This is a genomic window from Arthrobacter alpinus (assembly GCF_001445575.1).
Lineage (GTDB): Bacteria > Actinomycetota > Actinomycetes > Actinomycetales > Micrococcaceae > Specibacter > Specibacter alpinus_C.
The window spans coordinates 3,117,780-3,143,419 of sequence record NZ_CP013200.1; the positions used below are offsets into that span (position 1 = coordinate 3,117,780).

The following is a 25,640-nucleotide window of genomic DNA, read 5'->3' on the forward strand; positions in this document are numbered from 1 at the left end:
TGTGTTGATATTTGTCGTTAACATGCAGTTAAGTAGAGGATTTTGATGGCAACGCTTGGAGATTTGGAAAGAGCCGTCATGGACCTGCTGTGGAAGCATCAGGAGGCCATTACGGCCAATACGCTGCGTGATTTGCTCTCGCAGCGGACTTCAGAGGACAACGTGGAATCGCGTCCCCTGGCCGTCACCACTGTCCTGACGGTGCTGTCACGGCTGGAGAAGAAGGGCCTGGTTGAGCGCGAACGTGCCTCACGCCCGCACCGCTACCGCGCCGTCACGAGCCGCGAAGAGCACACAGCGGAACTCATGCTCGAGGTTCTGGGCTCTGCCCCTGACCGCGAAGCCGTCTTGGCGCGTTTCATTGGCACCGTTAGTGCTGGTGAGGCGCAGACCCTGCGCGAGCTTTTGGGACGCTCCTAACATTTGCAGGCACGGCTGCCCGGACCGCAGCCGAAGACGGTAAGTTGTAGATCATGTTCTGGACGTCTTGGCTCCTTGCCGCCTTAGCCGTGGTCTTGGCGTGGCCCGTGCCGGTTTTTCTTTCCCGCGCTACGTGGCCGCCCCGGGCACCCTTTGCTGCCATGGTGTTGTGGCAGTCCATCGCTCTGGCTGGTGGACTGTCCATGATCGGGGCGATGCTTTGCTACGGGCTGGTGCCGATGGGTGAGAACTTGGCGACCGGAATCAAGGGCCTGTTCCGCGTTTTTCTCGGGCAGGAATCGTTGGACACCCTGGGCGTCTTGCACGCCTTCGCCCTGAGCGCCGCAGCCCTGCTTTCGGCTCATCTGGTCTTCACGCTTTGGCTCACATACTTCCGCATTCAACGTCAACGCCGCCGCCACCGGGATCTCCTGAACGTTCTCAGCTCACCCTCTAACGACCGCCCGCGCACCCTGGTCATCAACCATCAGGCGCCTGTGGCGTACTGCTTGCCCGGCGGTTCTCGCTCCGTCACGGTCCTGTCCGAGGGCTTGTTGGAACTCCTCTCCCCGAGGAGCTGCGTGCTGTGTTGCTGCACGAACAAACGCATCTGGCCCAACGTCATCATCTGCTGCTGTGGGCCTTTGCCGCATGGCGCTCTGCGCTGCCGTGGCTGCCCACCTCAAAACTTGCGCAGCAATCGGTGTCTTCGCTGATAGAAATAATGGCCGACGACGTGGCCTTGCGTTCCGTGGACAAGCCCACCTTAGTGACCGCCATCGCCTTGGTGGCCAGCGGCTCAGCTCAAGTTCCGGCAGACACGTTGATGGCCGGTGACGGAGCACAGATTGATACGCCCGGCACCACTTCTGCCCGGCTCAGCAAACTGCTGAACCCCGCACCGGCGCTCTCTGCCCTTGCGCAGGGCCTGATCATGGCCGGGGCCCTGTTGTTGCTGGCCATCCCACAGCGCTGCTGCTGGTACCGGGCATCATGCCTTAAGCGTCGATGCGATCCTGGTCCAAGTACTCGCTACCGGCCACAATGAATTCCTTCCGCGGGGCCACGTCGGATCCCATGAGAAGTTCAAAGGTGTGTTCGGCCCGGTCCGCGTCAGCGCTGGTCACTCGGCGCAGCATGCGGTGACGAGGGTCCATAGTGGTCTCAGCCAGCTGGTCTGCGTCCATTTCACCCAGTCCCTTATAACGCTGAATGGGGGTCTTGTGCTTCTTGCCCGCCTTGTCCAACTTGGCCAGCAGCGTGTGGAGCTCGTTTTCGGAGTAGGTATACACCATTTCATTGGCCTTGGTACCGGAGTTGATGATCTCCACCCGGTGCAGGGGCGGGACAGCGGCAAAGACACGTCCGGCGTCGACCATGGGGCGCATGTAACGGAAGAACAAGGTGAGCAGCAGGGTGCGGATGTGGGCGCCGTCAACGTCGGCATCGGTCATCAGGATCACCTTGCCGTAGCGGGCCGTGGACAGGTCAAAGCTACGGCCCGAACCTGCTCCCACCACCTGAATGAGGGCAGCACATTCGGCATTGGCCAGCATGTCTCCCACAGAGGCCTTTTGCACGTTCAGGATCTTGCCACGGATGGCAGCAACGCCTGGAAGTCTGAGGAGCGGGCCATCTTGGCCGTGCCCAAGGCGCTGTCCCCTTCCACGATGAACAGCTCGCTCTTGGCGACATCGGTGCTGCGGCAATCCGCCAACTTAGTGGGGAGGGACGAGGTCTCCAGCGCGTTCTTGCGGCGTTGGGTTTCCTTGTGCACGCGGGCAGAAATGCGTGATTTCATCTCTGAAACCACTTTTTCAAGCAGCTGGGCGGACTGTGCCTTTTCAGCGCGGGCCGTGGATTCCAGCTTCTCCTTCAGGGCCTTCTCAACCACCTTGGCCACGATTGCCTTCACGGCTGGGGTACCTAGGATTTCCTTGGTCTGACCCTCGAATTGCGGCTCAGCCAAACGGACCGTCAAAACAGCTGTCATACCCGCCATGACATCGTCTTTTTCAACCTTGTCAGTACCGGCCTTGAGCTTGCGGGCGTTGCTTTCAATGACTTTACGGAACGTCTTCAGGAGCGCCTGTTCGAAGCCTTCCTGGTGCCGGCCACCCTTGGGCGTCGAAATGATATTGACGAAGCTACGCATGGTGGTGTCGTAACCAACACCCCAGCGCAGGGCAATGTCCACTTCACAGTCACGATCCATGGGCGTGCTTTCCAGCCGCCCCTCAGCATTCAGGACCGGCACGGTTTCCGTGAACGTACCGTGGCCTTGAAGACGCCAGATGTCCGTCACTGCCCCGCCCACGGACAAGAAGTCGACAAACTCCGAGATGCCGCCATCGTGATGGAAGATCTCTTCATGCGTGGCAAACTCCCCCGGAGTCCCCGGCATCCTGCGTTCGTCAACCACCTTGATTTTCAGCCCGGGAACCAGGAATGAGGTTTGCCGGGCACGGGCCACGAGTTCCTCGTAAGAGAACTTGGCATCAGCCGTGAAGATTTGATGGTCAGCCCAGTAACGAATGCGGGTGCCAGTTTTACCGCGCTTGGTGGTGCCAACGACGTCCAGGCTGGACTCGTTGGTGAACGGCTCAAAGGCAACGTCGGGACTCAGCGTCCGGCCCACATCCTTGAAATGGCCAGGCTCACCGCGACGGAAGCTCATTTGGTATGTCTTGCCGCCACGGTCCACCTGTGCGTCCATGCGGGAGGACAGCGCGTTGACAACGCTGGCACCCACGCCGTGGAGGCCACCGGAGGCGGCGTAGGAACTGCCACCGAATTTGCCGCCGGCGTGAAGTTTCGTGAGAACAACTTCCAGACCGGTGAGACCGGTTTTCGGTTCCACGTCCACGGGGATGCCGCGACCGTCGTCGTGAACTTCTACCGAAGAGTCCTTGTGGAGGAACACCGTGATGTTTTGGCCGTACCCGGCCAACGCCTCATCGACGGAGTTATCAATGATCTCCCACAGGCAGTGCATCAGTCCGCGAGAGTCGGTGGAACCGATGTACATGCCCGGACGCTTGCGCACAGCCTCCAGCCCCTCCAGAACGGAGAGATGGCGTGCACTGTAATCGGAACTCTGGCGTGCCACTGTGGACATACTCCTTCAAGGTTTGGTCGGCCTGACAATATCTAAGGTTAATGGGTGAGGGCAGGTAGTTGTTACAGGCTTGCCGTTCCGCAGGGCATCGCGGCGGCTACGCGGTTAGCGAAAGTACCCGGCGCCGATGGAAGCAAGTGGGCCTAATAGTGGTTGTATAAAGTACTAGGAACTTACGAAGGAGGCCATCATGACAACCACGACAATCAGCAGCCCAGAGCTGACAACCCTTGATCGCTGTGACCGTTGCGGCGCACAGGCATATGTGCGAGTAGTTTTGGAATCCTCCGGCGGCGAGCTGCGCTTCTGCGGCCACCATGCCCGCGCAGTAGAGGCCACGTTGAAGCCCTTGTCTTCACAGTGGCACGACGAGACCAGCCGCTTGACCGAAAAGGCGCCCGTTTCAGTCGACTAACGTCAGCGTGATGAACAACGCTTGACCGAGAAGGGGTTCTGGATCACCAGAGCCCCTTTTTGGTGCCCATTTAAGTCCTCGGGTGCCCCATCCCGCGGCGAGTGTCCACATAATGTACGTTTCCAGCGGTTTTGGTGCCTGAAACGTACGTTAAGTGGACACTCACCGGACCCGGAACGACCCCGCAACACCCCCACAACAAACTGGCCCGCCCTCAAATCGCGCAAACCCTCACGTTCGAGGTGCTTGTCGCGGTGTTGGGAGCGGGCCAGTTCAGTGTGAAACGCAGATGGGAGTCAGATGTTAGTCCAGGTAGTCGCGCAGCACCTGTGAACGTGACGGGTGGCGCAGCTTAGACATGGTCTTTGATTCGATCTGACGGATACGCTCACGCGTAACACCGTAGACCTTGCCGATTTCGTCTAAAGTCTTCGGCTGGCCATCGGTCAGGCCGAAGCGCATGGCTACCACGCCAGCTTCACGCTCGGACAAGGTGTCCAGGACAGAGTGCAGCTGCTCCTGCAGCAGTGTGAAGGACACTGCGTCGGCGGGAACAACAGCTTCGGAGTCTTCAATCAAGTCACCGAACTCGGAGTCACCGTCTTCACCCAACGGGGTGTGCAAGGAGATGGGCTCGCGGCCGTACTTCTGAACCTCGACAACCTTTTCCGGGGTCATGTCCAATTCCTTGGCCAATTCCTCGGGTGTGGGTTCGCGACCCAGGTCCTGCAGCATCTGGCGCTGCACGCGGGCCAGCTTGTTGATGACTTCAACCATGTGCACCGGGATGCGGATGGTGCGAGCTTGGTCGGCCATGGCACGGGTGATGGCCTGACGGATCCACCATGTGGCGTACGTGGAGAACTTGAAGCCCTTGGTGTAGTCGAACTTCTCAACAGCACGGATCAGGCCCAGGTTACCTTCCTGGATGAGGTCCAGGAAGAGCATGCCACGGCCGGTGTAACGCTTGGCCAGGGAGACTACCAGACGCAGGTTGGCTTCCAGCAGGTGATTCTTGGCGATCTTGCCATCATGGACGATGCGCTTGAGGTCACGCTCGAGCTGAGTGTCCATGGCGTCGGCGCCAGCTTTAAGCTTTTCCGTTGCAAACAAGCCAGCTTCAATGCGCAGGGCCAGGTCAACTTCCTGCTCAGCGTTGAGCAAGGCAACCTTACCGATTTGCTTGAGGTAGTCCTTGACGGGGTCAGCGGTAGCACCGGCTGACATGACCTGCTGAACAGGTGCATCATCATCGTCAGAATCTGAGTAAACAAATCCGGTACCAGTTGCGACTGGACGCTCCGGTGCCGAGTCTTCTTGCTCGTCCTCTTCAACTACTCCGTCAGCGACAGGCTCGTCATCAGATTTGCCCTTGCCACGGCGGGCGGGCGCAGCCTTTTTTGGAGCAGCCTTGGCTGCGGGCGCAGTGTCACCGGCAGCAGCTTTTTTAGCGGCGATGGTGGCAGCGCGCTTCTGTGCTGGTGTCAGTGGCACAGTCACTGACGAGGTGGGATCCTCAGTCTCTTGGGTTGTGGAGACGTTGCTCTTAGCAGTAGCAGACACAGAAAACCTTTCTTACGGCGGTCTGTGGAGTTACCTTCGGGCAACACCACTATGACCCTGTCAAGTCCGCGTTGCTTGGCGCATCACATTTGCTTGGAGGGTCACAGGGTATAACTCCTATGAACACGGCATTGTTCCCGCCGCCCGAATTTGTATCCATCCGGCCTAATTCCAAACAAGTGTTAATACATCAACACGGACCCCACCGGGTCTTACCTCCAGTGTCTCACGATTTAGGTACCACTTCTTGCCTACGCCACGCCATGGGTTGGTACCCGGGTGCAAGAAAGATCACAGCCAAACTATGCGGCTTCGTCACGATCGGATTCTTGCAGCTGTTCTTCCCGGCGCCATGCTGTTGTGCGGTCTTTGGCACAGTCGGCCACGTGTCCAGCCGACAACAGCTGATCCAGTAAAGATGCCAATCTGTAGCCGGGCTGATGCGCAAGGCAGGCCTGGAAGTACTCTCCGGCCCAGCTTCCCCGGCCCTTGCACCATTGAATCCAACCCAAGATGCACAGTACGGGCGCTTTCTCGGGCGAGTCACTGGCCCGGGCGAGAAAGTGCAGGAATGGCTCTGCCCCATCAAGTCTTTCCCAATCAAGCAAGTGAGGTTGTTCCCCTGGAATTCTCGGGGCCGTACTGCCCACCAGAAAGCTGCTGAAGTCATAGGCGGCTTCTTGAATGAGTTCCTCAGTGGCCCATTCCATGCGGAGGGGCTTACCTGCCGCCTGATTGCCGCCGTACCAGTTCAACGGATAGGCGGTATCTTCAGTGTCGGATCCGCTTAGCCATAGTCCTACGGCTCCAGCAAGGGCATACTCGCCCGACGTTGCCAAGAGCATGATGACGCAGTCGCGGACAGTTGAATCGGCGAGACTGGCCAGCAGGAATGCGCACATGTGCGCATCCGGCGGTTTGGGCCAGAGTTCGACACTGAATTGCCACGCTTGCAATGTCGCCGTCAGCTGGTCATGGCCACAGCCGTTGCGGCCCAGCGGTCCTCTGGACTGTTCCCCGGCGGCAACAACTGCAGCAACAAAATCCACGTCACGGACTGCCGTCAGCTGGCGCACCTGCTCTTTGGGCGCCTCGCCGATCATGCTGCCGCGGAAAACAAACTCGGCGTTCACAAAGCTCTCTCTAATGGAGAGGTTGCTTTTGCCTGGCCACGGACAACACCGGGCGTCGGAGCAAGTAAGTGATCGCCAGTTCTCCTTGCCTACGTACCACGCGTCCCGAACGGGTAGTCCGCGGTCCGCAAATGCCTTGCGAAACGCCTTGAACAATTTTGCGTACGGCTGGTCTTTGGGGTGAGGCCAATCGCGGCGGCCAAAGATAGCGATGAGGCAGCCATCACTCGTCTTGTCATTGGCCAACTGAGTTGCCGCAATGGTGGCAAAGCGTTCCGTGTCCCGGGCGTCGGCATCCTCAGGAGGAAGGTCTAGGCGCATGGTGGCCTGAAGCTTTTTGCCCATCATGCCGATACAGACAACGCTGGATTCGGGCCAGTATCCCACCATGTGGGGAATGAATGCCAGGAGATCTTCACCGGCACTGACTTTAATCGTTTCTAGTGGTTTGCTCATAGAACAAGGCTGCTTTGGTACCGGCCCAGTAGCTAGAGCATTTCTGGATAATTGCCATATCTGTGGATAACAGGGGCCTGGATCCGCATAAACAGGATGGAAATTTTTCCAAACCAACTCAGCTGACCACGATCTAGCGGAGCATGGCCGGGAGAACAGACGGCAACAGAGGGCACTGCAGGCGCCACCACGACTCCCGATCTAGCGCACAAATTACTGTTTGCGCTTGATCTTTTCGCTGCGGATCTCATCCCGGTATTGCTGCCGGCGCCGACTGCGGTCAGCCAACGCTACACGCAGTGGCGGAACGGTTTCGCCTCTTTCCGCCATGGAGATCCGCACCTTGCGTCGGGTCCTGATAACGGCAGCGATTCCGATCCCCAAGACCAAAAACTGGAAGGAGAACGCCACGCGGAAGGCATCTAGGGAGTACAGCCCGTCTTTGGAGAAGCCGGCCCCGTTCAGTAGGTCAAGGACCAAACCCACCATGTACATGGTCACCAAGGCGGCAAAGAATCCACCCACATTCACAATGCCGGTGGCTGTGCCCACTCGGTGGGAGGGATTGAAGGTCCGGGCAAAGTCAAAGCCGATCATGGAAGCCGGCCCACCGAGGGCAAGGACCAGAATAAGAAGTACCAGCAGCCACAGCGGGGAAGGCCCGGTTTGCAGCAGCACAGCAGCCCACACCGCAACAATGGCAACGGTCACCATCAGCACCATGGTGGACCGGCGGAGTGGGTGCTTACCCACCCAACTACCCAAGAACGGTCCGCACGCGATCCCCACCACAACAAACAGGCTCAACAGCACGCTGGCTGTCGACGTGTCCAACCCCTGGCCTGAGACCAGGAACGGGTAACCCCATGTCAAGACGAAAACAGTGCCGGAGAACTGGGTGGCAAAATGGCTCCACATGCCCAACCGCGTTCCGGGTTGACGCCATGCGGTGGCCAGATCAGCAGCAGTTTCCTTCATGCCATTGCGGATAACAGGTGCCACAGTGCCGGCTGGGGCGTTTCGCAGCAGTGCCGCGGACAGCACACAGGCAAGTACGCCCAACGCCGCCAGGCCCACAAACGCTGGGCTCCAACCGAATGCATGCAGCACAAATGCGAAGGGGGCAATACTGATGAGCTGGCCAATCTGACCTAGTTGGCCCGTCATCTGAGTCAGAATGGGTACTCTACGGGTTGGAAACCACAGCGGGATCAGGCGGATGACGGCGATGAACGTCATGGCATCGCCGGCGCCAACAAAGATGCGCCCCACCACGCCGCCGGGGATGGCCGTTGCGGCAGCCAGTTGCAGTTGCCCTACGGCCATCAGTGCGGCGCCGGTGGCGATCATGACGCGGGGACCGAAACGATCCACCATCATGCCCACGGGGATTTGCAACACCGCGTAGACCACCAGCTGAATAACGGTAAAGGCTGACAACGCTGCAGCAGTGGCGCCAAAGCGCTCGGTTGCCACCAACCCCGCTACGCCAAAGGATGTTCTGTGCGTGATTGCAATCAGGTAGGCAAATATTCCGACGCCCCACACCAACCATGCACGTTTACTATCCACGTACTTAGCCTAAGCCACCCTCGGGCCCGCTCTTGCTCTGCGTCTCAGTCTCAGTCTGCGTGCCACCCTGGGATTCGCCATCGCGGCTAGCCAGGTACGCTTCAACAGCGGCACCCAGCTCATCGGCGTCGGGCAGTTCATCATTGTCCCCAGCTAGCAAGGATCGTCGAGACATCCCTTCGGTGTGTTCGTCGTAGCGTTTCTCCAGGTTTGTGACTACCGCGGCCACCTCACTCGAGGCCTCCACCTGCTCAGTAATTTGGCGTTCCACAGCCCGGCCGGCCTCGCGCAAGCGTTCACTGGGCAGCATCAGCGAGGCTGCTGCTCCCAGGAATTCCAGACCGGCGACGGCGGCGGGCGGGTACTCGGCGTCGGACAAGTATTGCGGGACGTGGATGGCGTAACCCACCACATTGCGCCCCGCCTCGGCCAGCTTGACTTCAAGGACATGGCCAATGGCGGCGGGAATCTCCATGGTGGCCTTCCACGCAGAGATACCCTCGATGAGTTCGGGCCGGTTACCGTGCACCGTGGCACCTATTGGGCGAGTGTGCGGGACAGGCATGGGAACCGATTGCACCCAGGACACCAGATTCACGTCAAGACGCTCAATCAGGCCCAAAACGGCACTGCTGAAGCGCTCCCACTGAAGGTCTGGCTCGTTGCCGTACAGGAACAGAAACGGCGTCCCCAGGGCATCAGTCATGCGGTACAGCACCAGCGAGGGAGCTTTGTAGTCACTCAGGTGATCCTGGGTGAAGGTGATACGCGGCCGGCGTGAGCGGTAGTCAATGAGCTGGTCAATATCAAAAATGGCCACCGGCTCGTGGTCCAGATGATCCACCAGTTCACCGGCAATTTGCGTTACCACCTGGCCCGCGTCGGAGAACCCGGTGAAGGCCATGATGAGATTGGCACCGCGAAGATCCTCGGCGGCCAACAGCTCCTCATTCAGGGCATACAGGGACTCAGGGGCGTGGAACGGGGTGAATTCGAATTTATTCATGGTCTTCCTCAGCAGCTTATGACTCTGATCTGCATAACACCGCGGGACCCCTGAAACATTCCGCCAGCTCCGGCTGCCAGGTGCCGTCGGCGCGATGGTGGCGCCTGGGCAGAGAGCCCAACGGCCGCAAAGCCAAGGAGCTGGCAGGAAATCGCAGGGCGTTGGGGATACGATCGAAAGCAGCAACTACAGTTCATCAACACCCCATAGTGAGGACATCATCTCCGTGACTGCCAAAGAACCCATCACCTTCCGCGTCATCAGTTCCGACTTGGCGAAAGTGTCCTCTGACGCGCTCGTCGTCGCTGTGGCCAAGGGTACCGACGGCCCCGTCATCCTCGATGCGCCGCTCGCCCCCGCCGCCCTGACATCCTTGAAGGCGTCGCTGTCCGCTTTGGGCGTGACTGGCGCGGCCGATCAGGTTCTCCGCCTTCCCGGCCTGCCGGACACCGGTGCCAAGATCCTGGTCCTGGCCGGTGTTGGCAAGGTCTTGGGTTCGGCCGTCACCGAGGAAGCGTTGCGCCGCATGGCCGGTGCCACCATCCGCCAGTTGGCTGGACTTGGCCATGTGGTCATCGCTGTACCTACGACGTCGGTCAGTCAGGTTTCCGCCCTTGTCGAAGGTGCCGCTCTGGGCGGGTACCAATATGCCAGCCTGCATTCTTCCAGGGCCGGCAAGCAGGCGCCCGTGTCCAAGGTGACCATTTTTTCAACGCTCGCCAAAGATCCGGAATTGGCAGCCGCACTGGAGCGCGCCGCCGTGGTGGCCAAGGCCGTCAATGCCACCCGCACACTTGTCAACGAGCCACCGAGCGTCCTCTACCCGGCCACCTTTGCCGAAGCCGCCAAGGACTTGGCAAAGGGCCTGCCCGTCAAGGTCACAGTTTTCGATGAGAAGAAGCTCCTCAAGGACGGCTGGGGCGGCATCATGGGCGTCGGCCAGGGATCCTCGCGCCCCCCGCGCATGGTCAAGGTTGAATACAAGTCCGAGCGGTCCGTGGCGGATCTCGCCCTGGTGGGCAAGGGCATCACCTTTGACTCCGGTGGCATCTCCATCAAGCCCGGTGCCGGCATGGTCACCATGAAGTGCGATATGGCCGGTGCCGCAGCTGTGTTGAACACCGTGCTGGCCGTGGCCGCACTCGGCTTACCCGTCAACGTCACCGGCTGGCTCTGCATTGCCGAGAACATGCCCTCCGGTACTGCTATCCGCCCCTCGGATGTCCTCACCATGTTTGGCGGAAAAACGGTTGAGGTCCTGAACACGGACGCCGAGGGCCGCTTGGTCATGGCGGACGGTCTCGTAGCCGCCTCTCAGGAATTCCCTGATGTCATCATTGACGTAGCAACCCTGACCGGCGCTCAGGTCGTAGCTTTGGGCCACCGCACAGCGGGCGTCATGGGCGATGAAGGCGTCAGCGCAGCATTGAAGGCAGCCGCTGACCGCGCCGGGGAACTGCTCTGGCCCATGCCGCTGCCCGAAGAGCTGCGCCCCTCCCTGGACTCCCCCGTTGCAGACATGGCGAACATCGGTGAGCGCATGGGCGGCATGATGACGGCTGCTGTTTTCTTGCAGGAGTTCATTGGCAAGGGCAAAGACGGAGAACTCATCCCCTGGGCCCACCTTGACATTGCCGGCCCAGCCTTCAATGAAGGCGCCCCGTATGGCTACACCCCAAAGCAGGGAACGGGCATGGCTGTCCGCACCTTGGTGAGCTACGTGGAAGACGTTGTGTCTCGCAGCGCATAGTCTGTGCCAACGTGTCATCGTCACAGCAAAAGTGAGTATGACCACATTCGCCATAGTGTGACTGCTGTGACGGTGCACGATGGCACAACTGACGTAAGGTAAATCCTGAAAGTATTTATCTTTGAATTCGAAGAAGTTTGGAAGTTCTCACAGAACTCTCAGCCTTCTTTCAAAAAATGATGAGATGACGCGCCAAAGCGTGCGCGTCACCCGAACGCGAGGGAGCGTCTAAGTGGCCGAACAGGCAGCTGGGCAAGAATTCGATATTTTGGTTCTCGGCGGTGGCAGCGGCGGTTACGCAACTGCCTTGCGAGCAGTCCAATTGGGAATGACCGTTGGTCTGGTGGAGAAGGGCAAGTTGGGCGGCACATGCCTGCACAACGGCTGTATTCCCACTAAGGCGCTGCTGCACGCAGCAGAAGTGGCTGATCACGCACGTGAAGGCGCCTCCATTGGCGTCAACAGCCAACTCAACGGGATCGACCTGGTAGGCGTGAACAAGTACAAGGACGGCATCATTGCCGGCAAGTACAAGGGTTTGCAGGGTCTCATCAAGGGCAAGGGCGTCACGGTCATCGAAGGTGAAGGCCGCCTGACCGCAGCCAACACCATCACGGTGAACGGCGTGAACTACACCGGCAAGAACATTGTTCTGGCCACCGGTTCATACTCCCGCAGCCTGCCCGGCCTGGAAATTGGCGGCAAGGTCATCACCTCCGACGAGGCCCTCGGTATGACGGAACTGCCCAAGAGCGCCATTGTGCTCGGCGGCGGCGTCATTGGCGTCGAATTTGCTTCCGTCTGGAAGTCCTTCGGCGTAGAGGTCACCATCATCGAAGGCATGGCCTCACTGGTACCCAACGAAGATGCATCGATTATCAAGGTTCTCGAGCGCACCTTCCGCAAGCGCGGCATCAAGTTCAACACCGGCACCTTCTTCCAGGGCGTCGAGCAGAACAACGACGGCGTCAAGGCCACCTTGGTTGATGGCAAGACGTTCGAAGCCGATCTGATGCTCGTTGCTGTTGGCCGTGGCCCGTCCACCGCTGGCATGGGCTTTGAAGAAGCGGGTGTCACAATCGACCGCGGCTTCGTCATCACCAACGATCGCCTGCACACCGGCGTTGGCAACATCTACGCAGTGGGAGACATTGTCCCCGGCATTCAGCTGGCTCACCGCGGCTTCCAGCAAGGCGTTTTTGTTGCTGAAGAAATCGCCGGCATGAACCCGGTCATCGTCGAAGACATCAACATCCCCAAGGTCACCTACTGTGACCCGGAGATCGCTTCGGTCGGTTTGAACGAGAAGCAGGCCAAAGAAAAATTTGGTGGCGAGAACGTCGAAACCATCGAGTACAACTTGGCTGGAAACGGCAAGAGCGCCATTCTGGGCACCGGCGGAATCATCAAGTTCGTCCGCGAAAAGGATGGCCCCGTGGTGGGCGTTCACATGATCGGCAGCCACATTGGCGAGCAGATCGGTGAAGCCCAGCTCATCGTGAACTGGGAAGCCTACCCTGAGGATGTTGCTGCTCTGATGCACGCACACCCCACACAGAATGAAGCTTTGGGAGAAGCGGCAATGGCTTTGGCCGGACGCCCGCTCCACGGCTAGCAACAAAACCAGTGCACCCGGCGTTCGCGCCGGGTGCACTAAGCTACAAACACCTTTAGAATTCATAAAATTTTTGCTGTGATGCCCTGAGTTGGCAGCAACAGTAAAAGCAGCGCATGAGAAGGAGAACGGGGACGAAATGTCTGAATCCGTGAACTTGCCCGCCTTGGGTGAAAGCGTCACCGAAGGAACCGTCACACGATGGCTCAAGCAGGTCGGGGACCGCGTCGAAGTTGACGAGCCCCTACTGGAGGTTTCCACCGACAAGGTTGACACCGAGATCCCGTCGCCCTTCGCCGGCATCCTGGAAGAAATTCTGGTACCCGAAGATGAGACTGCCGAAGTTGGCGCTCCGTTGTGCCGCATTGGCACCGGCGCAGCCGCACCGGCGCAGGCTCCCGCCGCTGAAGCTCCGGCTCCCGTTGAGGCTCCGGCAGCACCGGCACCCGCCGCTGAAGCTCCGGCCGCACCGGCCCAGGCACCTGCCGCTGCAGCTCCGGCTGGCGATGCCCACGAACTGGTTCTGCCTGCTTTGGGCGAGTCCGTGACCGAAGGTACCGTCACCCGCTGGCTCAAGGCCGTTGGTGACTCCATCGAGGTCGACGAGCCGTTGTTGGAAGTATCCACCGACAAGGTTGACACCGAGATCCCCTCCCCCGTAGCTGGCGTCTTGCTGGAAATCCGCGTCCCCGAGGACGAGACCGCTGAAGTTGGCGGCGTGCTGGCACTGATCGGCGACGCAGGAGCAGCCGCTCCGGCAGCCCCCGCTCCGGCCGCTGCCCCGGCTCCTGTTGCAGCTCCGGCCACACCCGTTGCTGCTCCGGCTCCCGCAGCTCCCGCCCCGGTGGCAGCACCTGTTGCTGCTCCGGCTCCCGCTGCTGCGCCGGCAGCTCCTGCTGTTGCTCCGGCCGCTGCCGCGTCAGGATCAGAGTCCAACTATGTGACCCCCTTGGTTCGCAAGCTTGCCAAGACTCACAACGTTGACATCGCCACCGTCACCGGCACCGGTGTTGGCGGACGCATCCGCAAGGAAGATGTTGTCGCTGCCGCAGAAGCCGCCAAGGCCGCTGCAGCCCCAGCCCCGAGCGCATCCGCCGCCCCCGCTGCCAAGGCCGCTCCCGCCGTCGTACCCTCATCATTGCGCGGTACCACGGTGAAGGCACCTCGCATCCGCCAGGTCATCGCCCGCCGCATGCGCGAGTCGCTGGAAGCATCCACGCAGCTCACGCAGGTGCACGAGATCGACATGACGCGCATCGTCAAGCTGCGCACCAAGGCCAAGAACCAGTTCCAGGCCACCAACGGCACCAAGCTGACCTACTTGCCGTTCATTGCAAAGGCAGTCACTGAAGCGCTCAAGGTGCACCCCTCGGTCAATGGTGAATACAACGAGGAAACTCAGCAGATCACCTACCACAACGCCGAGCACCTCGCGATTGCTGTGGATACCGACAAGGGCCTGCTGGTTCCTGTCATCTCCAACGCAGGAGACCTGAACCTTGCTGGCCTGGCTGGCAAGATCGCCGATGTTGCCTCACGCACCCGCAGCGGCAAGATTGGTCCGGACGAGCTCTCCGGCGGAACGTTCTCCATCACGAACATCGGTTCCGTTGGCGCACTGTTCGACACCCCCATCATCAACCAGCCCAACGTTGCCATCCTTGGCACCGGCGCGATCGTCAAGCGCGCAGTGGTTGTTGCTGACGCTGACGGCGATGACACCATCGCCATCCGTCACATGATGTACCTGTGCCTGACGTACGATCACCGCCTGGTGGACGGCGCAGACGCTGGCCGCTTCCTGCAGACCTTGAAGGCTCGTCTGGAAGATGGCGCGTTCGAGGCTGATCTGGGCCTGTAATACGTCCCTTGCATGAATGTTCGACGGCGGCCGTCGGCTTGGATTTTCAAGTCGCCGGCCGCCGTTCTCATGTCCGGGCGCTGGGCGGGCTACGTCATGTGCGCCACATTAGGCGGTCCTTGATAGACACTGTGTCAGTAAACTACCTATGCTTGTTGCATGACTCTATTAACTAGCATCTTGGTCTTCCTGCACGTGCTCGGCGCTGCCGCCATAGTGGGCGGCTGGTTCGCCACCTTCAAGAAGCCCACCATTCTTCCCATCCAGCTATGGGGTGCTATTGCACAACTCGTCACTGGTCTGGCACTTGTCGGCATCATTGAGGCGACCGGAGACCCCACCGCGGCTTTCCACATGAAGATCGGTGTGAAGATCCTCATCGCCATCGCTGTTCTAGTTCCGGCGATCATCGGTTACCGCAAGGCAGCAAAGGGAGAACCAGTCTCAAAAGGCTTGGCACATGCAGTTGGCGGCATGGCACTGATCAACATTGCCGTGGCCACACTCTGGTCCCTCTAATACCTCCTTGCGGATGACATTCATCCGCGCGTACTAAGCGCTTCGGCATCTTTCACGCTTTCCGGTGGTTGCTCAACCACATCGGCCAGCGCGAAAGGTGCCGTTTTGCGTTGAGTAGACATGCACCACGCATGATCGGCATCTAAGGCATAAGGTGGAGGTGGATGTCCAGATGAATCCATCTGGGCCCGCGGATTTGAATACACCTCAAGGAGTTAACATGGCAGCAACACGTAACGCCCATGCAGGCTGGGTCGGAGACCTTCCCACAGGCAAGGGCCAAGTCACCTTGGACAGCTCAGAACTGGGCAGCTTTGACATCACCTGGAGGGCTCGCACCGAGGCTTCTGAATGCAAGACCAGTCCCGAAGAACTCATCGCCGCAGCGCACTCATCGTGCTTCGCCATGGCCTTCTCGCACGAGCTTGCTGGCGCCGGCTTCGCCGCAGACTACGTCAACACCAGCGCCGCCGTCACGTTCGTCCCCGGCACCGGCATCACCGGCAGCCACCTGACGCTCGCAACGAAAATCCCGGGCATCACCCAGGAGCAGTTCGACACCATCGCCAATGGCGCCAAGGCGGGCTGCCCCGTGTCAGCCGCACTGGCTGGCATCGAGATCACGCTCGAGGCAACCCTGGAGGCGTAGTCCCCACCCGCTCCCAAACCTCGTACCTCGGTTCGGGGCCCTCGCAGGCGTGGGCCCAACCACCCGGTAACACTTGTTGATCCTCGGAGTTGTGGGCCCAACCACCCGCTAGCGCTTGAATAGGTGGCAGCTGCACGTGCAGCTGCCACCTATTTTTGCGCCCCCGCCTTTTCCTGATTCTTCCCATCCGGTATGGGCTCGGATTCCAGGATTTGCTGGATGGCCCATCGGGAATCCGCTTTGACAAGGACGAATCTCAGCTCTTGACGCTGCTCCTGAGGCTGATTGTGCACCACCGCTCCGTTAGCGTCCTGTTCTGCAAAGGAGCTGGTGACGATGGTGGCCTGCAGTGTTCTTGACACGTTCCCATCTGCATCGCTTCCGGAGACCGGATTAGTGACATGACTGCTGTGCACCTTTTCTACTGTGAATTCCAACCCCGTAAAACCATGTCCGGTAGCGTCCAACGCGGTGACGATAGCCGTGTCTGCCGCTAAAACCGGTGATCCTACGGCGTTGATGTGGTTCAGAAGTTCCTGATCACGATTCGAGAGCGCAAAGGACCGGGTCCAGGCTAGCGCGCTGAGGGCCTCCTGCGGCGCTGTGGCCATGAGCCCTCGTTGGATCTTTGGTGGCAGTGCCGATGCCCACGCGGGTGGCAGCGGCGCTGTTTGAGTCAGGGACTCTGAACCGCCCGAACCTGGCAGGGAGGATGTCTCATTGTCTCCGGTTCCAGACCACCCACCGCTAGCCACGGAAATTCCCAGTACTGCAGCACATAACCCCAGAATCCCAATAATCCAGGCAGCTGCTCGCCCACGGACTCTACTGGACGAACCCGGGGCTCCGGCGATGGGCCTTCCGGCGGTACTGGGGCCCGGCCGTTCAGCTGTCCTATCAGCTGCCCCAGATTCAGAACGCAGGGCCGAGCGTCTACCGGAATGCCTTCCTGCGCTCCGAGTAGTGTCTGCACTCCCCCACAGCGGCGCCAGACCCTTGACCCTTCTCCGCCGGCCAAACCCGCTAAGCCGTTTCATGGGTACGCCATCGGCATCACCGCCACCTTTTCGGCCCACAAATCTGCGCCGATTACCGAGCTGATTCCCGCTGCGAACCTTCAGCTTTCGCTGCACACCACGCCGGGTGGGCAATTCAGGCAGGACGCTCGGATGCACAGCGTTCGCCAAGATGATCGATTCAGCCCGAGCACTGCGAAACACAGCTTGGGCCAAGGCAGCTGCCGCGGGTCGCTGCACGGGATCCTCCTGCAGGCCAGCTTCTAGTGCTGCCACCAGCTCACGAGGAACATCAACAACTTGGCTGGCCAGTGGCGGACGCTCGCGGGTGATCGGAGGAGGTTGTCCCGTGAGGGCGAACCACCCGACGGCGGCTAATGCATAGACATCAGAGGAGTCATCACGCCGCCTATCCGAGGGACAGTAGAAGCCTGGCGTACCCGCTAGCTCCCCCGGCGCCTGTCCCAGCAAACGGCTGCAGCCAAAATCGGCAAGGAAGGGCTTTCCGCTGGCACTGATCAGGACATTGCCACTGGAAACATCACCGTGAACAGCACCTCGTCCATGCAGGAACGCCAACAGCTGCCCGATCGGCGTCAAGATGGTGACAACTTCACCCACAGACAAAGGCCCACGTGCACGCACAATTTGGCTCAAGGAACCGCCTGCCGCGAACTCCATAATGAGGACAAGCTCCCCACGATCATCCACAAGGAGCCGGTGGACCGGGATGAGGTGTTCGTGCCGGAACTGCGTAACGAGTTGCCATTCTTGCGTGATCTGACTCTCATTATGACGTGACGGGTCGCCTGCCCGAACACCACCCTCGGAGATAGCGTCCGGCGTCAAAAACTTCGCCGCCACAGCGCCAGATCCATCATGCGGGGACATGAGCCACACTTGTCCCTGCGATCCGCCACCCAAACTACGTACTGGATCAAAGCCGGAGATACGCGGGGGCCAGTGCGGAAGCACTGATTTGCTAGCCGGGCTACCAAGTGAGCTGCCGAATGAATTGCCAAAGACGTCCATATATAAGTAGTAGTCCGCTTTTGGAATTCCTGCTCAAAGTTATCCACAGGCGACGTGTGTGATGAGCAATTCGGATTTAAGCGAAAATGCTTCGTCATCTACAGTGTCCTCTATGAGTGTTGAGTTCACAGAAGTTGGATTAGCCCCACATTTCGTTGACTATGCCGCTGCGTGGGACCTGCAGCGCACCATCCATGCCGGCGTCGTCGCTGGCAGTACAGCGAACACCGCGCTGTTGCTAGAGCATGCGGCCGTTTATACGGCCGGAAAGCGGACTGAAGACCATGAGCGCCCCTTTGATGGAACGCCTGTCATCAACGTGGATCGCGGCGGCAAGCTCACCTGGCATGGCCCGGGCCAGCTGGTCATGTATCCGATCGTGCATCTGGCCGACGCCCACAGCATCCGCGCGTACGTTTACGCCCTTGAGGACATCATCATCGAGGTTCTGGCTCATTTCAAGCTCGACGGCGTTCGGGTCGAGGGCCGTGCGGGCATCTGGATCCTGGCCGATGACAAGGGTCCTACGCGCAAAATTGCCGCAATCGGCATTCGCGTCCATGACGGTGTCACCATGCACGGCATCGCCATCAACGCCAACAACTCCCTGGCCCCGTACAACCAGATCATCGCGTGTGGAATTGCCGATGCTGGTACCACCACCATGCAAGCAGAGACCGGGCAAGACATTAAGCCCAGCGATCTGCTTCCTTTCGTGAAGATAGCTACGGACCGCTTCCTGGCACCCCTCATCTCCGCAATTGCGCCCCACGATAATTCAGCCGCCGACGCACCGTCCTCGGCCAGCTCAGAAGGAGGACTTTCATGACGTTGGTACCTGAGGGACGTAAGTTGTTGCGGATTGAGCAGCGTAATTCGGCTGTTCCGGTTGAGCGTAAGCCTGAGTGGATGAAGACGAAGGTCGAGATGGGCCCGGAGTTCATCGCGATGAAGAATCTGGTCAAGGGTCAGGGCCTGCACACGGTGTGTGAAGAGGCTGGTTGCCCGAATATTTTTGAGTGCTGGGAAGACCGTGAAGCCACGTTCCTCATTGGTGGTTCCGAATGCACCAGGCGGTGTGATTTCTGCCAGATCGATACGGGCAAGCCGTCCCCGATCGACAGGTTTGAGCCCACGAAGGTGGCCCGCTCGGTAGTGAAGATGAATTTGCGCTACGCCACGGTCACGGGTGTGGCCCGTGATGATCTGGCCGACGAGGGTGTGTGGTTGTACGCCGAAACGGTCCGCAAAATCCATGAATTGAACCCGAACACGGGTGTGGAATTATTGATCCCGGACTTCTCGGGCAAGCCCGAACACATCACTGCGATCTGTGAGTCCAAGCCCGAGGTCTTCGCGCACAATGTAGAGACCGTGCCGAGGATCTTCAAGCGCATCCGCCCGGCGTTCCGTTACGAGCGGTCCTTGGATGTGTTGACGCAGGGCCGGGATCAGGGCATGGTCACTAAGTCCAACCTGATTCTGGGTATGGGTGAGACGCGTGAAGAAATCTCCCAGGCACTGCAGGATCTTCACGATGCCGGGACGGACTTAATCACCATCACCCAGTACCTGCGTCCCTCCGAACGCCACCTTCCCGTGGATCGGTGGGTCAAACCCCAAGAGTTCCTGGAACTCTCCACCGAAGCAGAAGAGATCGGTTTCCTGGGTGTCATGAGCGGACCCTTGGTACGTTCTTCCTACCGTGCCGGACGCCTCTGGGCCACGGCCATGCGTAAGAAGGGTTTGGACATCCCCGAACACCTCGCCCACATCGCTGAAGGCATCGAAGATTCCGGCCACACACGCCAAGAAGCCGCATCCCTACTCGCCGCACAATAATTCCTTCAGAACCCGCTAGAATTGAATCACTATGGCCAAAACAGACTCCGCATCCAGTAGCACCGACGACACCAAGCGCTCCTTGTTCTCGCGCAAGCCCAAGGCTGAGAAGCCGAAAAAGGACAAGAAGCCCAGCCGCATCAAGCAAATGGTGGACATCTTTAAGATGACCCGTAAGCATGATCCGATGGTTACCTGGCTGATGATTGGCGCATTCTTGCTGCCCATCGCCATCGCCCTCGGTATCGGTTTCTTGTTGGAAAACTGGATCACCGGTTTGCTGATCGGCATTCCTTTGGGTTTGCTGTGTGCGTTGCTGATCATGTCTCGCCGCGCCGAGCGTGCCGCCTACTCTCAGATTGAAGGCAAGGCTGGCGCTGCCGGTGCGGCGCTGAGCTCATTGAAGAAGGGGTGGATCTTTGATGAACAGCCTGCCTCGGTGAACCCGCGTACGCAGGATGTAGTCTTCCGCGCCATTGGAAAGCCTGGCATCGTGCTGGTCACCGAAGGTCCTTCCACCCGCATCAAGGGCTTGGTTGACGCCGAGCGACGCCGCCTGAGCCGCATTTTGCCGAACGTGAAGATCACCGTGATTGAGACCGGCAAGGGCGAAGGTCAAGTTCCGATCGCTAAGGTGACCAAGGCTCTAAGCAAGCTCCCCAAGGAGCTGACCAAGGTTGAGGTCAGCGCCGTCAACAAGCGCATCAGCTCGATGGGCAACAAGCTGCCGATCCCCAAGGGCATTGACCCTTACAAGGCTCGCCCGGACCGCAAGGCAGGACGCGGACGCTAGCCAGTAGGACATGAGAAGATGCAGAAAGGCCCGGCAGGAATTCCTGCCGGGCCTTTCTGCATCCACTCCTCACCCCTGAGGCTGTGCTACGCTCGCTCCAACATTGGGGGCTTCATGAAAACCATGGGCAGCAATACCGTCCGCCTCGGTCTGGTGGCCGCCAGCGCACTAGCGCTGGCACTGACGGCCTGCACCGCAAGGTCCGGCCCACCTCAGATTTCAGTTCCGCCCAGCGTTGCTGCCGAAGCACCGCCTACTCTGACTGCCACGGCAGGGCAGCAAGGCGTCCCGCACCCCGTAACTCAGGGGAAAAAGCTGGGCAGCTATGCCTCCGCGGCAGCGCCCGGAGGCAGTTCACAGTCAGGCGGAGGCTTCGATGCCAACGGGGCCGGTCTGGATTTCGACGTCAACTGTCAGGGCGCAGGAACCGTGACAGTACTGGTCACGGGCGCCACTGGCGACGCCCAAGCCGGCATCACATCCTTCAATGTTCCCTGCGAGGCCGGAAAACTTTCCAGTTCGGGGAATCGGGACTACACCCCACACGGGACCACCTCTGTGAGAGTCTCAGCCCCTGCCACAGTGAGCTGGGCCATGACCGTGGGCAAAGTTCCAGCCGGCGAGAAGCCACCAGCTTAGGCGGGCCGTCCGCCGTCGAACTTTAACAGCAAAGCCTCCACCCGGCCACCGGTTAAAGCACTGATGCGGGGCCTTCATTCGGCACCCGCATCGGTAAGTATTGTCTCGTAGCTGGCTTAGCGGCGAATCAAGATTGACTTGATGGCCCGATCGTGGAGACCACGGTGATCGGCGTCGACAATGATGACCGGGAAGACCAGGCACACCAGCAAGGAACGGATCACGCCGTCGAGGAGGCTGGGCTGGCGACCGTCGAGCCTGACCACTTCGATGCCCATGATTCGGTGACCCACACTGTAACCAAGGAGGCCCACGAGCAGCATCTGCTCGATCGCGAAAATGGCGAGAACAGCGTTGGGATTGCCATCGAAAAATGCGTTGGCAATCAAATAGGACAAGGCCCAGTCGATGCAAATGGCAAGGATACGCCGCCCTGCTCGGGCCATGGATCCTGCGCCGGATTCGGGTTGCCCCAAACGCTCGCCGGGAAATTTGGATATATTAGAAGTGTCCGGCCCGCTGAGCCAAGAACTTATGTCTTTACGATCTACCACTCCTCCAGCCTACCGCCGCCGGGACGAACCCGAGCATCGGGGCTGACACGGAGGGTATGTAACATGCCGGAAACATTTCTGACACTGTTGAGTAATGGCGCTGTTCTACGCTTGTAGCAGTTGCACATGCATCGTGGCCGCACCCAGCCGGCCACACCCCACATCGCCGAGGAGCGTAGATGTTCAAGAACGCGGAAGAAGTACTCCAGTTCATCAAGGACGAAAATGTAAAGTTCGTCGATATCCGATTCACCGATCTTCCCGGTGTTCAGCAGCACTTCAATGTGCCTGCCAAGACTGTTGACCTTGACTTCTTTGTCAACGGCCAGCTCTTCGATGGTTCCTCCATCCGCGGCTTCCAGGGAATTGCCGAATCAGACATGCAGCTGATCCCGGACCCCACCACCGCCTTCGTTGACACGTTCCGCAAAGAAAAGACTCTTGCGTTGAACTTCTCAATCGTGAACCCGCGCACCGGGGATCCGTACCACCGCGACCCTCGTGGCGTCGCCGAAAAGGCTGAAGCCTACTTGGCGTCCACCGGCATTGCCGACACCGCCTTCTTCGGCTCTGAAGCGGAATTCTTCGTCTTCGACAACGTCCAGTACGAGTCCTCACCGCAGGGATCTTTCTACAAGATCGATTCCGAGGAAGCCAACTGGAACACCGGCCGCGAAGAAGTTGGCGGCAACTTGGGTTACAAGACCCCTGTCAAGGGCGGTTACTTCCCGGTTGCCCCGATTGACCACCAGGCAGACTTGCGCGACGCCATGTGCATGGAATTGGATGCAGCTGGCCTCGAAGTTGAGCGCTCTCACCACGAAGTTGGTGCCGCCGGTCAGGCTGAAATCAACTACAAGTTCAATACCCTTGTCCACTCTGCTGACGACCTGCAGAAGTTCAAGTACGTCATCAAGAACACCGCATGGGCCGCCGGCAAGTCCGTCACCTTCATGCCGAAGCCGGTCTTTGGCGACAACGGTTCAGGCATGCACTGCCACCAGTCACTGTGGAGCAACGGCGAGCCGCTGTTCTACGATGAAAAGGGCTACGCAGGCCTCTCTGACATGGCTCGCTGGTACATCGGTGGTCTGCTCAAGCACTCCTCCGCAGTGTTGGCATTCACCAACCCGACGGTGAACTCCTACCGCCGCTTGGTCAAGGGCTTCGAAGCTCCCGTGAACATGGTTTACTCGCAGGGCAACCGCTCTGCCGGTATCCGTATCCCGATCACCGGTTCCAACCCGAAGGCCAAGCGCCTCGAGTTCCGCGCACCGGATGCTTCCTCCAACCCGTACCTGGCCTTCTCGGCTCAGCTGATGGCTGGCCTTGACGGAATCAAGAACCGGATCGAACCCCCGGCTCCCATCGACAAGGACCTCTACGAGCTCCCCCCCGAAGAAGCCAAGGACATCCCCAAGGCTCCCGAGTCACTGGAAGAGGCACTCATTGCCTTGGAAAATGACAACGAGTTCCTCCAGGCCGGTGGCGTTTTCACCCAGGACCTGATCGACACCTGGATCGACTACAAGCGCGAATACGAGATCAAGCCGCTCTCCTTGCGCCCGAACCCGTACGAGTTCGAGCTCTACTACGGCTGCTAGCTAGAACAGGCGGCTAAACGGGGTTTAGTCCGCAAGGGAAAAACCTTGAGACGAAAAAGAAGGGCCGGAACATTGCGTTCCGGCCCTTCTTTTTCTTTGCCCAGAAGCTCATGAGCCCGACTTCTTTTCCAGTCCGCCGAGAGACTTTTTGCGTGCTGCGAGGACGCCGGCAACTGCGGTCCTCGATGCCTCATCTTTGTCTGGCCACATATGACTATAGGTATCCAAGGTGGTCTTCGCGGATGCGTGCCTCAGCCGCGCCTGGACAACCTTCACGTCGAGCCCCTCCGAGATCTGACGGGACGCTAAGTAATGCGGATCATGGGCGCGAAATCCCTCAGGTAACCCAGCAATGGACTCTCTGGCTTCACGGAACCGTGCCTCAAATGTGTAGGGTCCCATCGTCCACCGTGTTTGGCTTCGTCAAAGATTTCGGATTCGAGCAGGGACGGGTTGTGGTTGAGAATCACGGCGACCTCCCCCAGGATGCTAATCGGCGTATTCGCGATTTCAGCCTTCAGAAGATCAACTGGAGACGGACGGCTGGCGAGATCAAGCCGCGTACGAATCCCCCGCCCACTTTCGTGGACGGGGTTTGGCGGGGGCTCAGCCGAGCGTGGCGATAGGATCGCGGAATGACATTAGAACGTTGGGAGCGGGCTTCCGAATGGCCACTGATCGCTATTTCTGTGCTTTTCCTTGCCGCATATTCGGTCCAGGTTCTGGCATCTAATGCCCCAGCCGCAATCGCGAGCTGGTTCATGACCGTAACCTGGGGACTGTTTGCAGTCGACTACCTCGCCTCACTCTGGTTAGCCCAACAGCGTGGCCGTTGGTTCGTCCGGCACCTGCATGAATTGGCCATCGTGATACTCCCGATGCTTCGGCCACTGCGCCTCTTGCGCCTCGTCACATTGATAGGAGTGCTACAACGGGTAGCCGGGAATGCGCTGCGTGGCCGCGTAGTGACTTAAGTGGTGGCAGCGTCCGGATTGCTGGTCTACATTGGCGCGCTTGCCATGTACGACGCTGAGAAGGGCGCGCCAAATGCCAATATTCAGTCATTCGGAGACGCAGCGTGGGGGGCGATCGTCACCATCACGACCGTCGGCTATGGTGACCTTTCACCAGTAACTGCAACGGGCAGGGTTATCGCAGTAGCGCTTATGATTGGCGGCATAGCATTGTTGGGAACGGTAACCGCCACCTTGGCAAGCTGGCTTGTCGATAAAGTCTCGGCCGAGGACAGTAAAGGACAGGCTGTTACGGCGGAACAGTTGGAGGCCTTGCTCGCTGAGATAGGATCGCTGCGCGAGGAACTAAGCCAGTCACAACAAATGGGTGACTAGGCAAATTTAGAGACCCTGTTCACGAGTTCCAGCAGCGTTCGCATCGGCCGGCTTAAGGTTGTCCGACTGGACGACGGTAGCCATTAATGGGGAAAAACGTCCTTGACGTGCGGTCACATTTACCTTGGCATCAAATGCAGAGATTGCCATCTAACGCACATAAAAGTCGTACAACGGACTGCACGCAGATCCCGGAGCGGGAGGAGCACAGTCGTCCCGGTCACGCATGAAGCTACTACCGCAACTTTTGCCCCCGTTGCGGTCCGAGCTGTATACGGGCCTACAACAATCGTGGCCCTTGACACGATATGCGATCGACTGGGTAACCCCACAATGTCCTAGTCCTAGAACACGCCCTGGACCGCGTGACCCAAGACAAGTCACCGATTAAATGCTGCGGGGCCGGAACATTGCGTTCCGGCCCCGCAGCATTTAATGCTCAGTTCATGCGTTATTTGTCGAAAACATCCTTGGCAGCGTCCTTGACGTGCTCACCGGCCTGCTTTGCCTTCGCGGCGGCCTGATCGGCTGCACCTTCAGCCTGAAGCTTGTCATTGTTCACGGCGTCACCAACGGCTTCCTTGGCCTTGCCGGTCATTTCCTGTGCCTTATTGCTGATCTTATCTCCGAGTCCCATGAGGACCTCCTTCAATATGAATCCAACGGGTTACGCTTTTCACGTTACGAACTTAATCTGAGAGTAACCTGAGAATGGGGTGAACTATAAGGACAGC

The 25,640-nt window shown here is 59.3% G+C and carries 21 protein-coding genes and 2 pseudogenes; 15 read left to right on the plus strand and 8 right to left on the minus strand.

The annotated features are described in order from the left end of the window. The first annotated feature begins 45 nt into the window (after nt 1-45). On the plus strand, nt 46-420 hold the full coding sequence (locus AS189_RS13935; RefSeq protein WP_062290118.1) for a BlaI/MecI/CopY family transcriptional regulator: 375 nt from the start codon (nt 46-48) through the stop codon (nt 418-420). A gap of 53 nt (nt 421-473) precedes the next feature. Then, nucleotides 474-1,422: pseudogene (locus AS189_RS13940) on the plus strand (M56 family metallopeptidase). Here AS189_RS13940 and AS189_RS13945 read toward each other — a convergent pair. After that, nucleotides 1,419-3,538 (minus strand): annotated as a pseudogene (locus tag AS189_RS13945) (DNA gyrase/topoisomerase IV subunit B). The pseudogenes AS189_RS13940 and AS189_RS13945 sit on opposite strands and share 4 nt — an antisense overlap. 190 nt (nt 3,539-3,728) lie before the next feature. On the opposite strand from AS189_RS13945, the gene AS189_RS13950 reads away from it, so the two are divergent. Further along, nucleotides 3,729-3,953 (plus strand): DUF7455 domain-containing protein, encoded by a 225-nt coding sequence (locus tag AS189_RS13950; RefSeq protein ID WP_062290121.1) that lies wholly within the window; start codon nt 3,729-3,731, stop codon nt 3,951-3,953. A 303-nt stretch (nt 3,954-4,256) separates the two neighbouring features. On the opposite strand, the gene AS189_RS13955 is transcribed toward AS189_RS13950, so the two are convergent. The 4 genes from AS189_RS13955 to AS189_RS13970 all read right to left on the minus strand — a co-directional run bounded on the left by AS189_RS13955 (nt 4,257) and on the right by AS189_RS13970 (nt 9,683). Further along, a complete protein-coding gene (locus AS189_RS13955) occupies nt 4,257-5,516 on the minus strand; it encodes an RNA polymerase sigma factor (protein ID WP_424580627.1) in 1,260 nt (419 codons plus the stop codon). A 302-nt stretch (nt 5,517-5,818) separates the two neighbouring features. Continuing rightward, the gene (locus AS189_RS13960) at nt 5,819-7,105 is read right to left on the minus strand and encodes a DUF4192 domain-containing protein (RefSeq protein WP_062290124.1); all 1,287 of its coding nucleotides are present in this window, start codon (nt 7,103-7,105) and stop codon (nt 5,819-5,821) included. A 213-nt stretch (nt 7,106-7,318) separates the two neighbouring features. Then, entirely contained in the window at nt 7,319-8,677 is a 1,359-nt protein-coding gene (locus AS189_RS13965; protein ID WP_062290127.1) for an MFS transporter, read from the minus strand. Nucleotides 8,678-8,681: 4 nt separating this feature from the next. Next, nucleotides 8,682-9,683 (minus strand): proteasome assembly chaperone family protein, encoded by a 1,002-nt coding sequence (locus AS189_RS13970; protein ID WP_082634315.1) that lies wholly within the window; start codon nt 9,681-9,683, stop codon nt 8,682-8,684. A 226-nt stretch (nt 9,684-9,909) separates the two neighbouring features. Between AS189_RS13970 and AS189_RS13975 the strand changes: the two genes are divergently transcribed. The 5 genes from AS189_RS13975 to AS189_RS13995 all read left to right on the plus strand — a co-directional run bounded on the left by AS189_RS13975 (nt 9,910) and on the right by AS189_RS13995 (nt 16,077). Further along, a complete protein-coding gene (locus AS189_RS13975; RefSeq protein WP_062290130.1) occupies nt 9,910-11,433 on the plus strand; it encodes a leucyl aminopeptidase in 1,524 nt (507 codons plus the stop codon). Nucleotides 11,434-11,665: 232 nt separating this feature from the next. Continuing rightward, nucleotides 11,666-13,048 carry a dihydrolipoyl dehydrogenase gene (gene lpdA, locus AS189_RS13980; protein ID WP_062290133.1) on the plus strand — a complete coding sequence of 461 codons (1,383 nt, stop codon included), beginning with the start codon at nt 11,666-11,668 and terminating at the stop codon, nt 13,046-13,048. 139 nt (nt 13,049-13,187) lie between these two features. Continuing rightward, nucleotides 13,188-14,909 carry a 2-oxoglutarate dehydrogenase, E2 component, dihydrolipoamide succinyltransferase gene (gene sucB / locus AS189_RS13985; protein WP_062290136.1) on the plus strand — a complete coding sequence of 574 codons (1,722 nt, stop codon included), beginning with the start codon at nt 13,188-13,190 and terminating at the stop codon, nt 14,907-14,909. A 159-nt stretch (nt 14,910-15,068) separates the two neighbouring features. Then, on the plus strand, nt 15,069-15,428 hold the full coding sequence (locus tag AS189_RS13990) for a hypothetical protein (protein ID WP_062290139.1): 360 nt from the start codon (nt 15,069-15,071) through the stop codon (nt 15,426-15,428). Nucleotides 15,429-15,648: 220 nt separating this feature from the next. Then, complete coding sequence (locus tag AS189_RS13995; protein WP_062290142.1) at nt 15,649-16,077, plus strand: OsmC family peroxiredoxin; 429 nt, start codon at nt 15,649-15,651, stop codon at nt 16,075-16,077. Between the two features lie 149 nt (nt 16,078-16,226). Here the strand turns inward: AS189_RS13995 and AS189_RS14000 are convergent, their stop codons facing one another. Next, complete coding sequence (locus tag AS189_RS14000; protein ID WP_062290145.1) at nt 16,227-18,125, minus strand: serine/threonine protein kinase; 1,899 nt, start codon at nt 18,123-18,125, stop codon at nt 16,227-16,229. A 61-nt stretch (nt 18,126-18,186) separates the two neighbouring features. On the opposite strand from AS189_RS14000, the gene lipB reads away from it, so the two are divergent. The 4 genes from lipB to AS189_RS20545 all read left to right on the plus strand — a co-directional run bounded on the left by lipB (nt 18,187) and on the right by AS189_RS20545 (nt 21,399). Further along, complete coding sequence (gene lipB, locus AS189_RS14005) at nt 18,187-18,954, plus strand: lipoyl(octanoyl) transferase LipB (protein WP_082634317.1); 768 nt, start codon at nt 18,187-18,189, stop codon at nt 18,952-18,954. Further along, entirely contained in the window at nt 18,951-19,967 is a 1,017-nt protein-coding gene (gene lipA, locus AS189_RS14010) for a lipoyl synthase (RefSeq protein ID WP_062290151.1), read from the plus strand. The genes lipB and lipA overlap by 4 nt, the downstream gene beginning before the upstream one ends. 31 nt (nt 19,968-19,998) lie before the next feature. Next, nucleotides 19,999-20,760: a DUF4191 domain-containing protein gene (locus tag AS189_RS14015; RefSeq protein WP_062290154.1), complete on the plus strand. Its 762-nt coding sequence runs from the start codon at nt 19,999-20,001 to the stop codon at nt 20,758-20,760. 114 nt (nt 20,761-20,874) lie between these two features. Then, nucleotides 20,875-21,399: a hypothetical protein gene (locus AS189_RS20545; RefSeq protein WP_202814102.1), complete on the plus strand. Its 525-nt coding sequence runs from the start codon at nt 20,875-20,877 to the stop codon at nt 21,397-21,399. A 116-nt stretch (nt 21,400-21,515) separates the two neighbouring features. On the opposite strand, the gene AS189_RS14025 is transcribed toward AS189_RS20545, so the two are convergent. Next, nucleotides 21,516-21,953, minus strand: coding sequence for an RDD family protein (locus tag AS189_RS14025; protein WP_062290161.1), 438 nt, complete (start codon nt 21,951-21,953; stop codon nt 21,516-21,518). A 179-nt stretch (nt 21,954-22,132) separates the two neighbouring features. On the opposite strand from AS189_RS14025, the gene glnA reads away from it, so the two are divergent. From glnA to AS189_RS21170, 3 genes are all read left to right on the plus strand, one after another. Further along, nucleotides 22,133-23,557, plus strand: a complete 1,425-nt coding sequence (glnA, locus tag AS189_RS14030) for a type I glutamate--ammonia ligase (protein WP_062290164.1) — start codon at nt 22,133-22,135, stop codon at nt 23,555-23,557. 635 nt (nt 23,558-24,192) lie between these two features. Continuing rightward, the gene (locus AS189_RS21165; RefSeq protein ID WP_337589177.1) at nt 24,193-24,531 is read left to right on the plus strand and encodes a hypothetical protein; all 339 of its coding nucleotides are present in this window, start codon (nt 24,193-24,195) and stop codon (nt 24,529-24,531) included. A gap of 3 nt (nt 24,532-24,534) precedes the next feature. Continuing rightward, nucleotides 24,535-24,906: a potassium channel family protein gene (locus AS189_RS21170; protein WP_337589178.1), complete on the plus strand. Its 372-nt coding sequence runs from the start codon at nt 24,535-24,537 to the stop codon at nt 24,904-24,906. 451 nt (nt 24,907-25,357) lie between these two features. Here the strand turns inward: AS189_RS21170 and AS189_RS14045 are convergent, their stop codons facing one another. After that, nucleotides 25,358-25,543, minus strand: a complete 186-nt coding sequence (locus AS189_RS14045) for a CsbD family protein (RefSeq protein ID WP_062290170.1) — start codon at nt 25,541-25,543, stop codon at nt 25,358-25,360. Nucleotides 25,544-25,640 lie beyond the last annotated feature (97 nt).

Bases quoted from the DNA above. Each gene is read 5' to 3' on its own strand.
- AS189_RS13935 (WP_062290118.1), top strand. From the start codon at position 46: ATGGCAACGCTTGGAGATTTGGAAAGAGCCGTCATGGACCTGCTGTGG.
- AS189_RS13950 (WP_062290121.1), top strand. From the start codon at position 3,729: ATGACAACCACGACAATCAGCAGCCCAGAGCTGACAACCCTTGATCGC.
- AS189_RS13960 (WP_062290124.1), bottom strand. From the start codon at position 7,105: ATGAGCAAACCACTAGAAACGATTAAAGTCAGTGCCGGTGAAGATCTC.
- AS189_RS13970 (WP_082634315.1), bottom strand. From the start codon at position 9,683: ATGAATAAATTCGAATTCACCCCGTTCCACGCCCCTGAGTCCCTGTAT.
- sucB (WP_062290136.1), top strand. From the start codon at position 13,188: ATGTCTGAATCCGTGAACTTGCCCGCCTTGGGTGAAAGCGTCACCGAA.
- AS189_RS13990 (WP_062290139.1), top strand. From the start codon at position 15,069: ATGACTCTATTAACTAGCATCTTGGTCTTCCTGCACGTGCTCGGCGCT.
- AS189_RS13995 (WP_062290142.1), top strand. From the start codon at position 15,649: ATGGCAGCAACACGTAACGCCCATGCAGGCTGGGTCGGAGACCTTCCC.
- AS189_RS14000 (WP_062290145.1), bottom strand. From the start codon at position 18,125: ATGGACGTCTTTGGCAATTCATTCGGCAGCTCACTTGGTAGCCCGGCT.
- lipB (WP_082634317.1), top strand. From the start codon at position 18,187: ATGAGCAATTCGGATTTAAGCGAAAATGCTTCGTCATCTACAGTGTCC.
- lipA (WP_062290151.1), top strand. From the start codon at position 18,951: ATGACGTTGGTACCTGAGGGACGTAAGTTGTTGCGGATTGAGCAGCGT.
- AS189_RS14015 (WP_062290154.1), top strand. From the start codon at position 19,999: ATGGCCAAAACAGACTCCGCATCCAGTAGCACCGACGACACCAAGCGC.
- AS189_RS20545 (WP_202814102.1), top strand. From the start codon at position 20,875: ATGAAAACCATGGGCAGCAATACCGTCCGCCTCGGTCTGGTGGCCGCC.
- glnA (WP_062290164.1), top strand. From the start codon at position 22,133: ATGTTCAAGAACGCGGAAGAAGTACTCCAGTTCATCAAGGACGAAAAT.
- AS189_RS21165 (WP_337589177.1), top strand. From the start codon at position 24,193: ATGACATTAGAACGTTGGGAGCGGGCTTCCGAATGGCCACTGATCGCT.
- AS189_RS14045 (WP_062290170.1), bottom strand. From the start codon at position 25,543: ATGGGACTCGGAGATAAGATCAGCAATAAGGCACAGGAAATGACCGGC.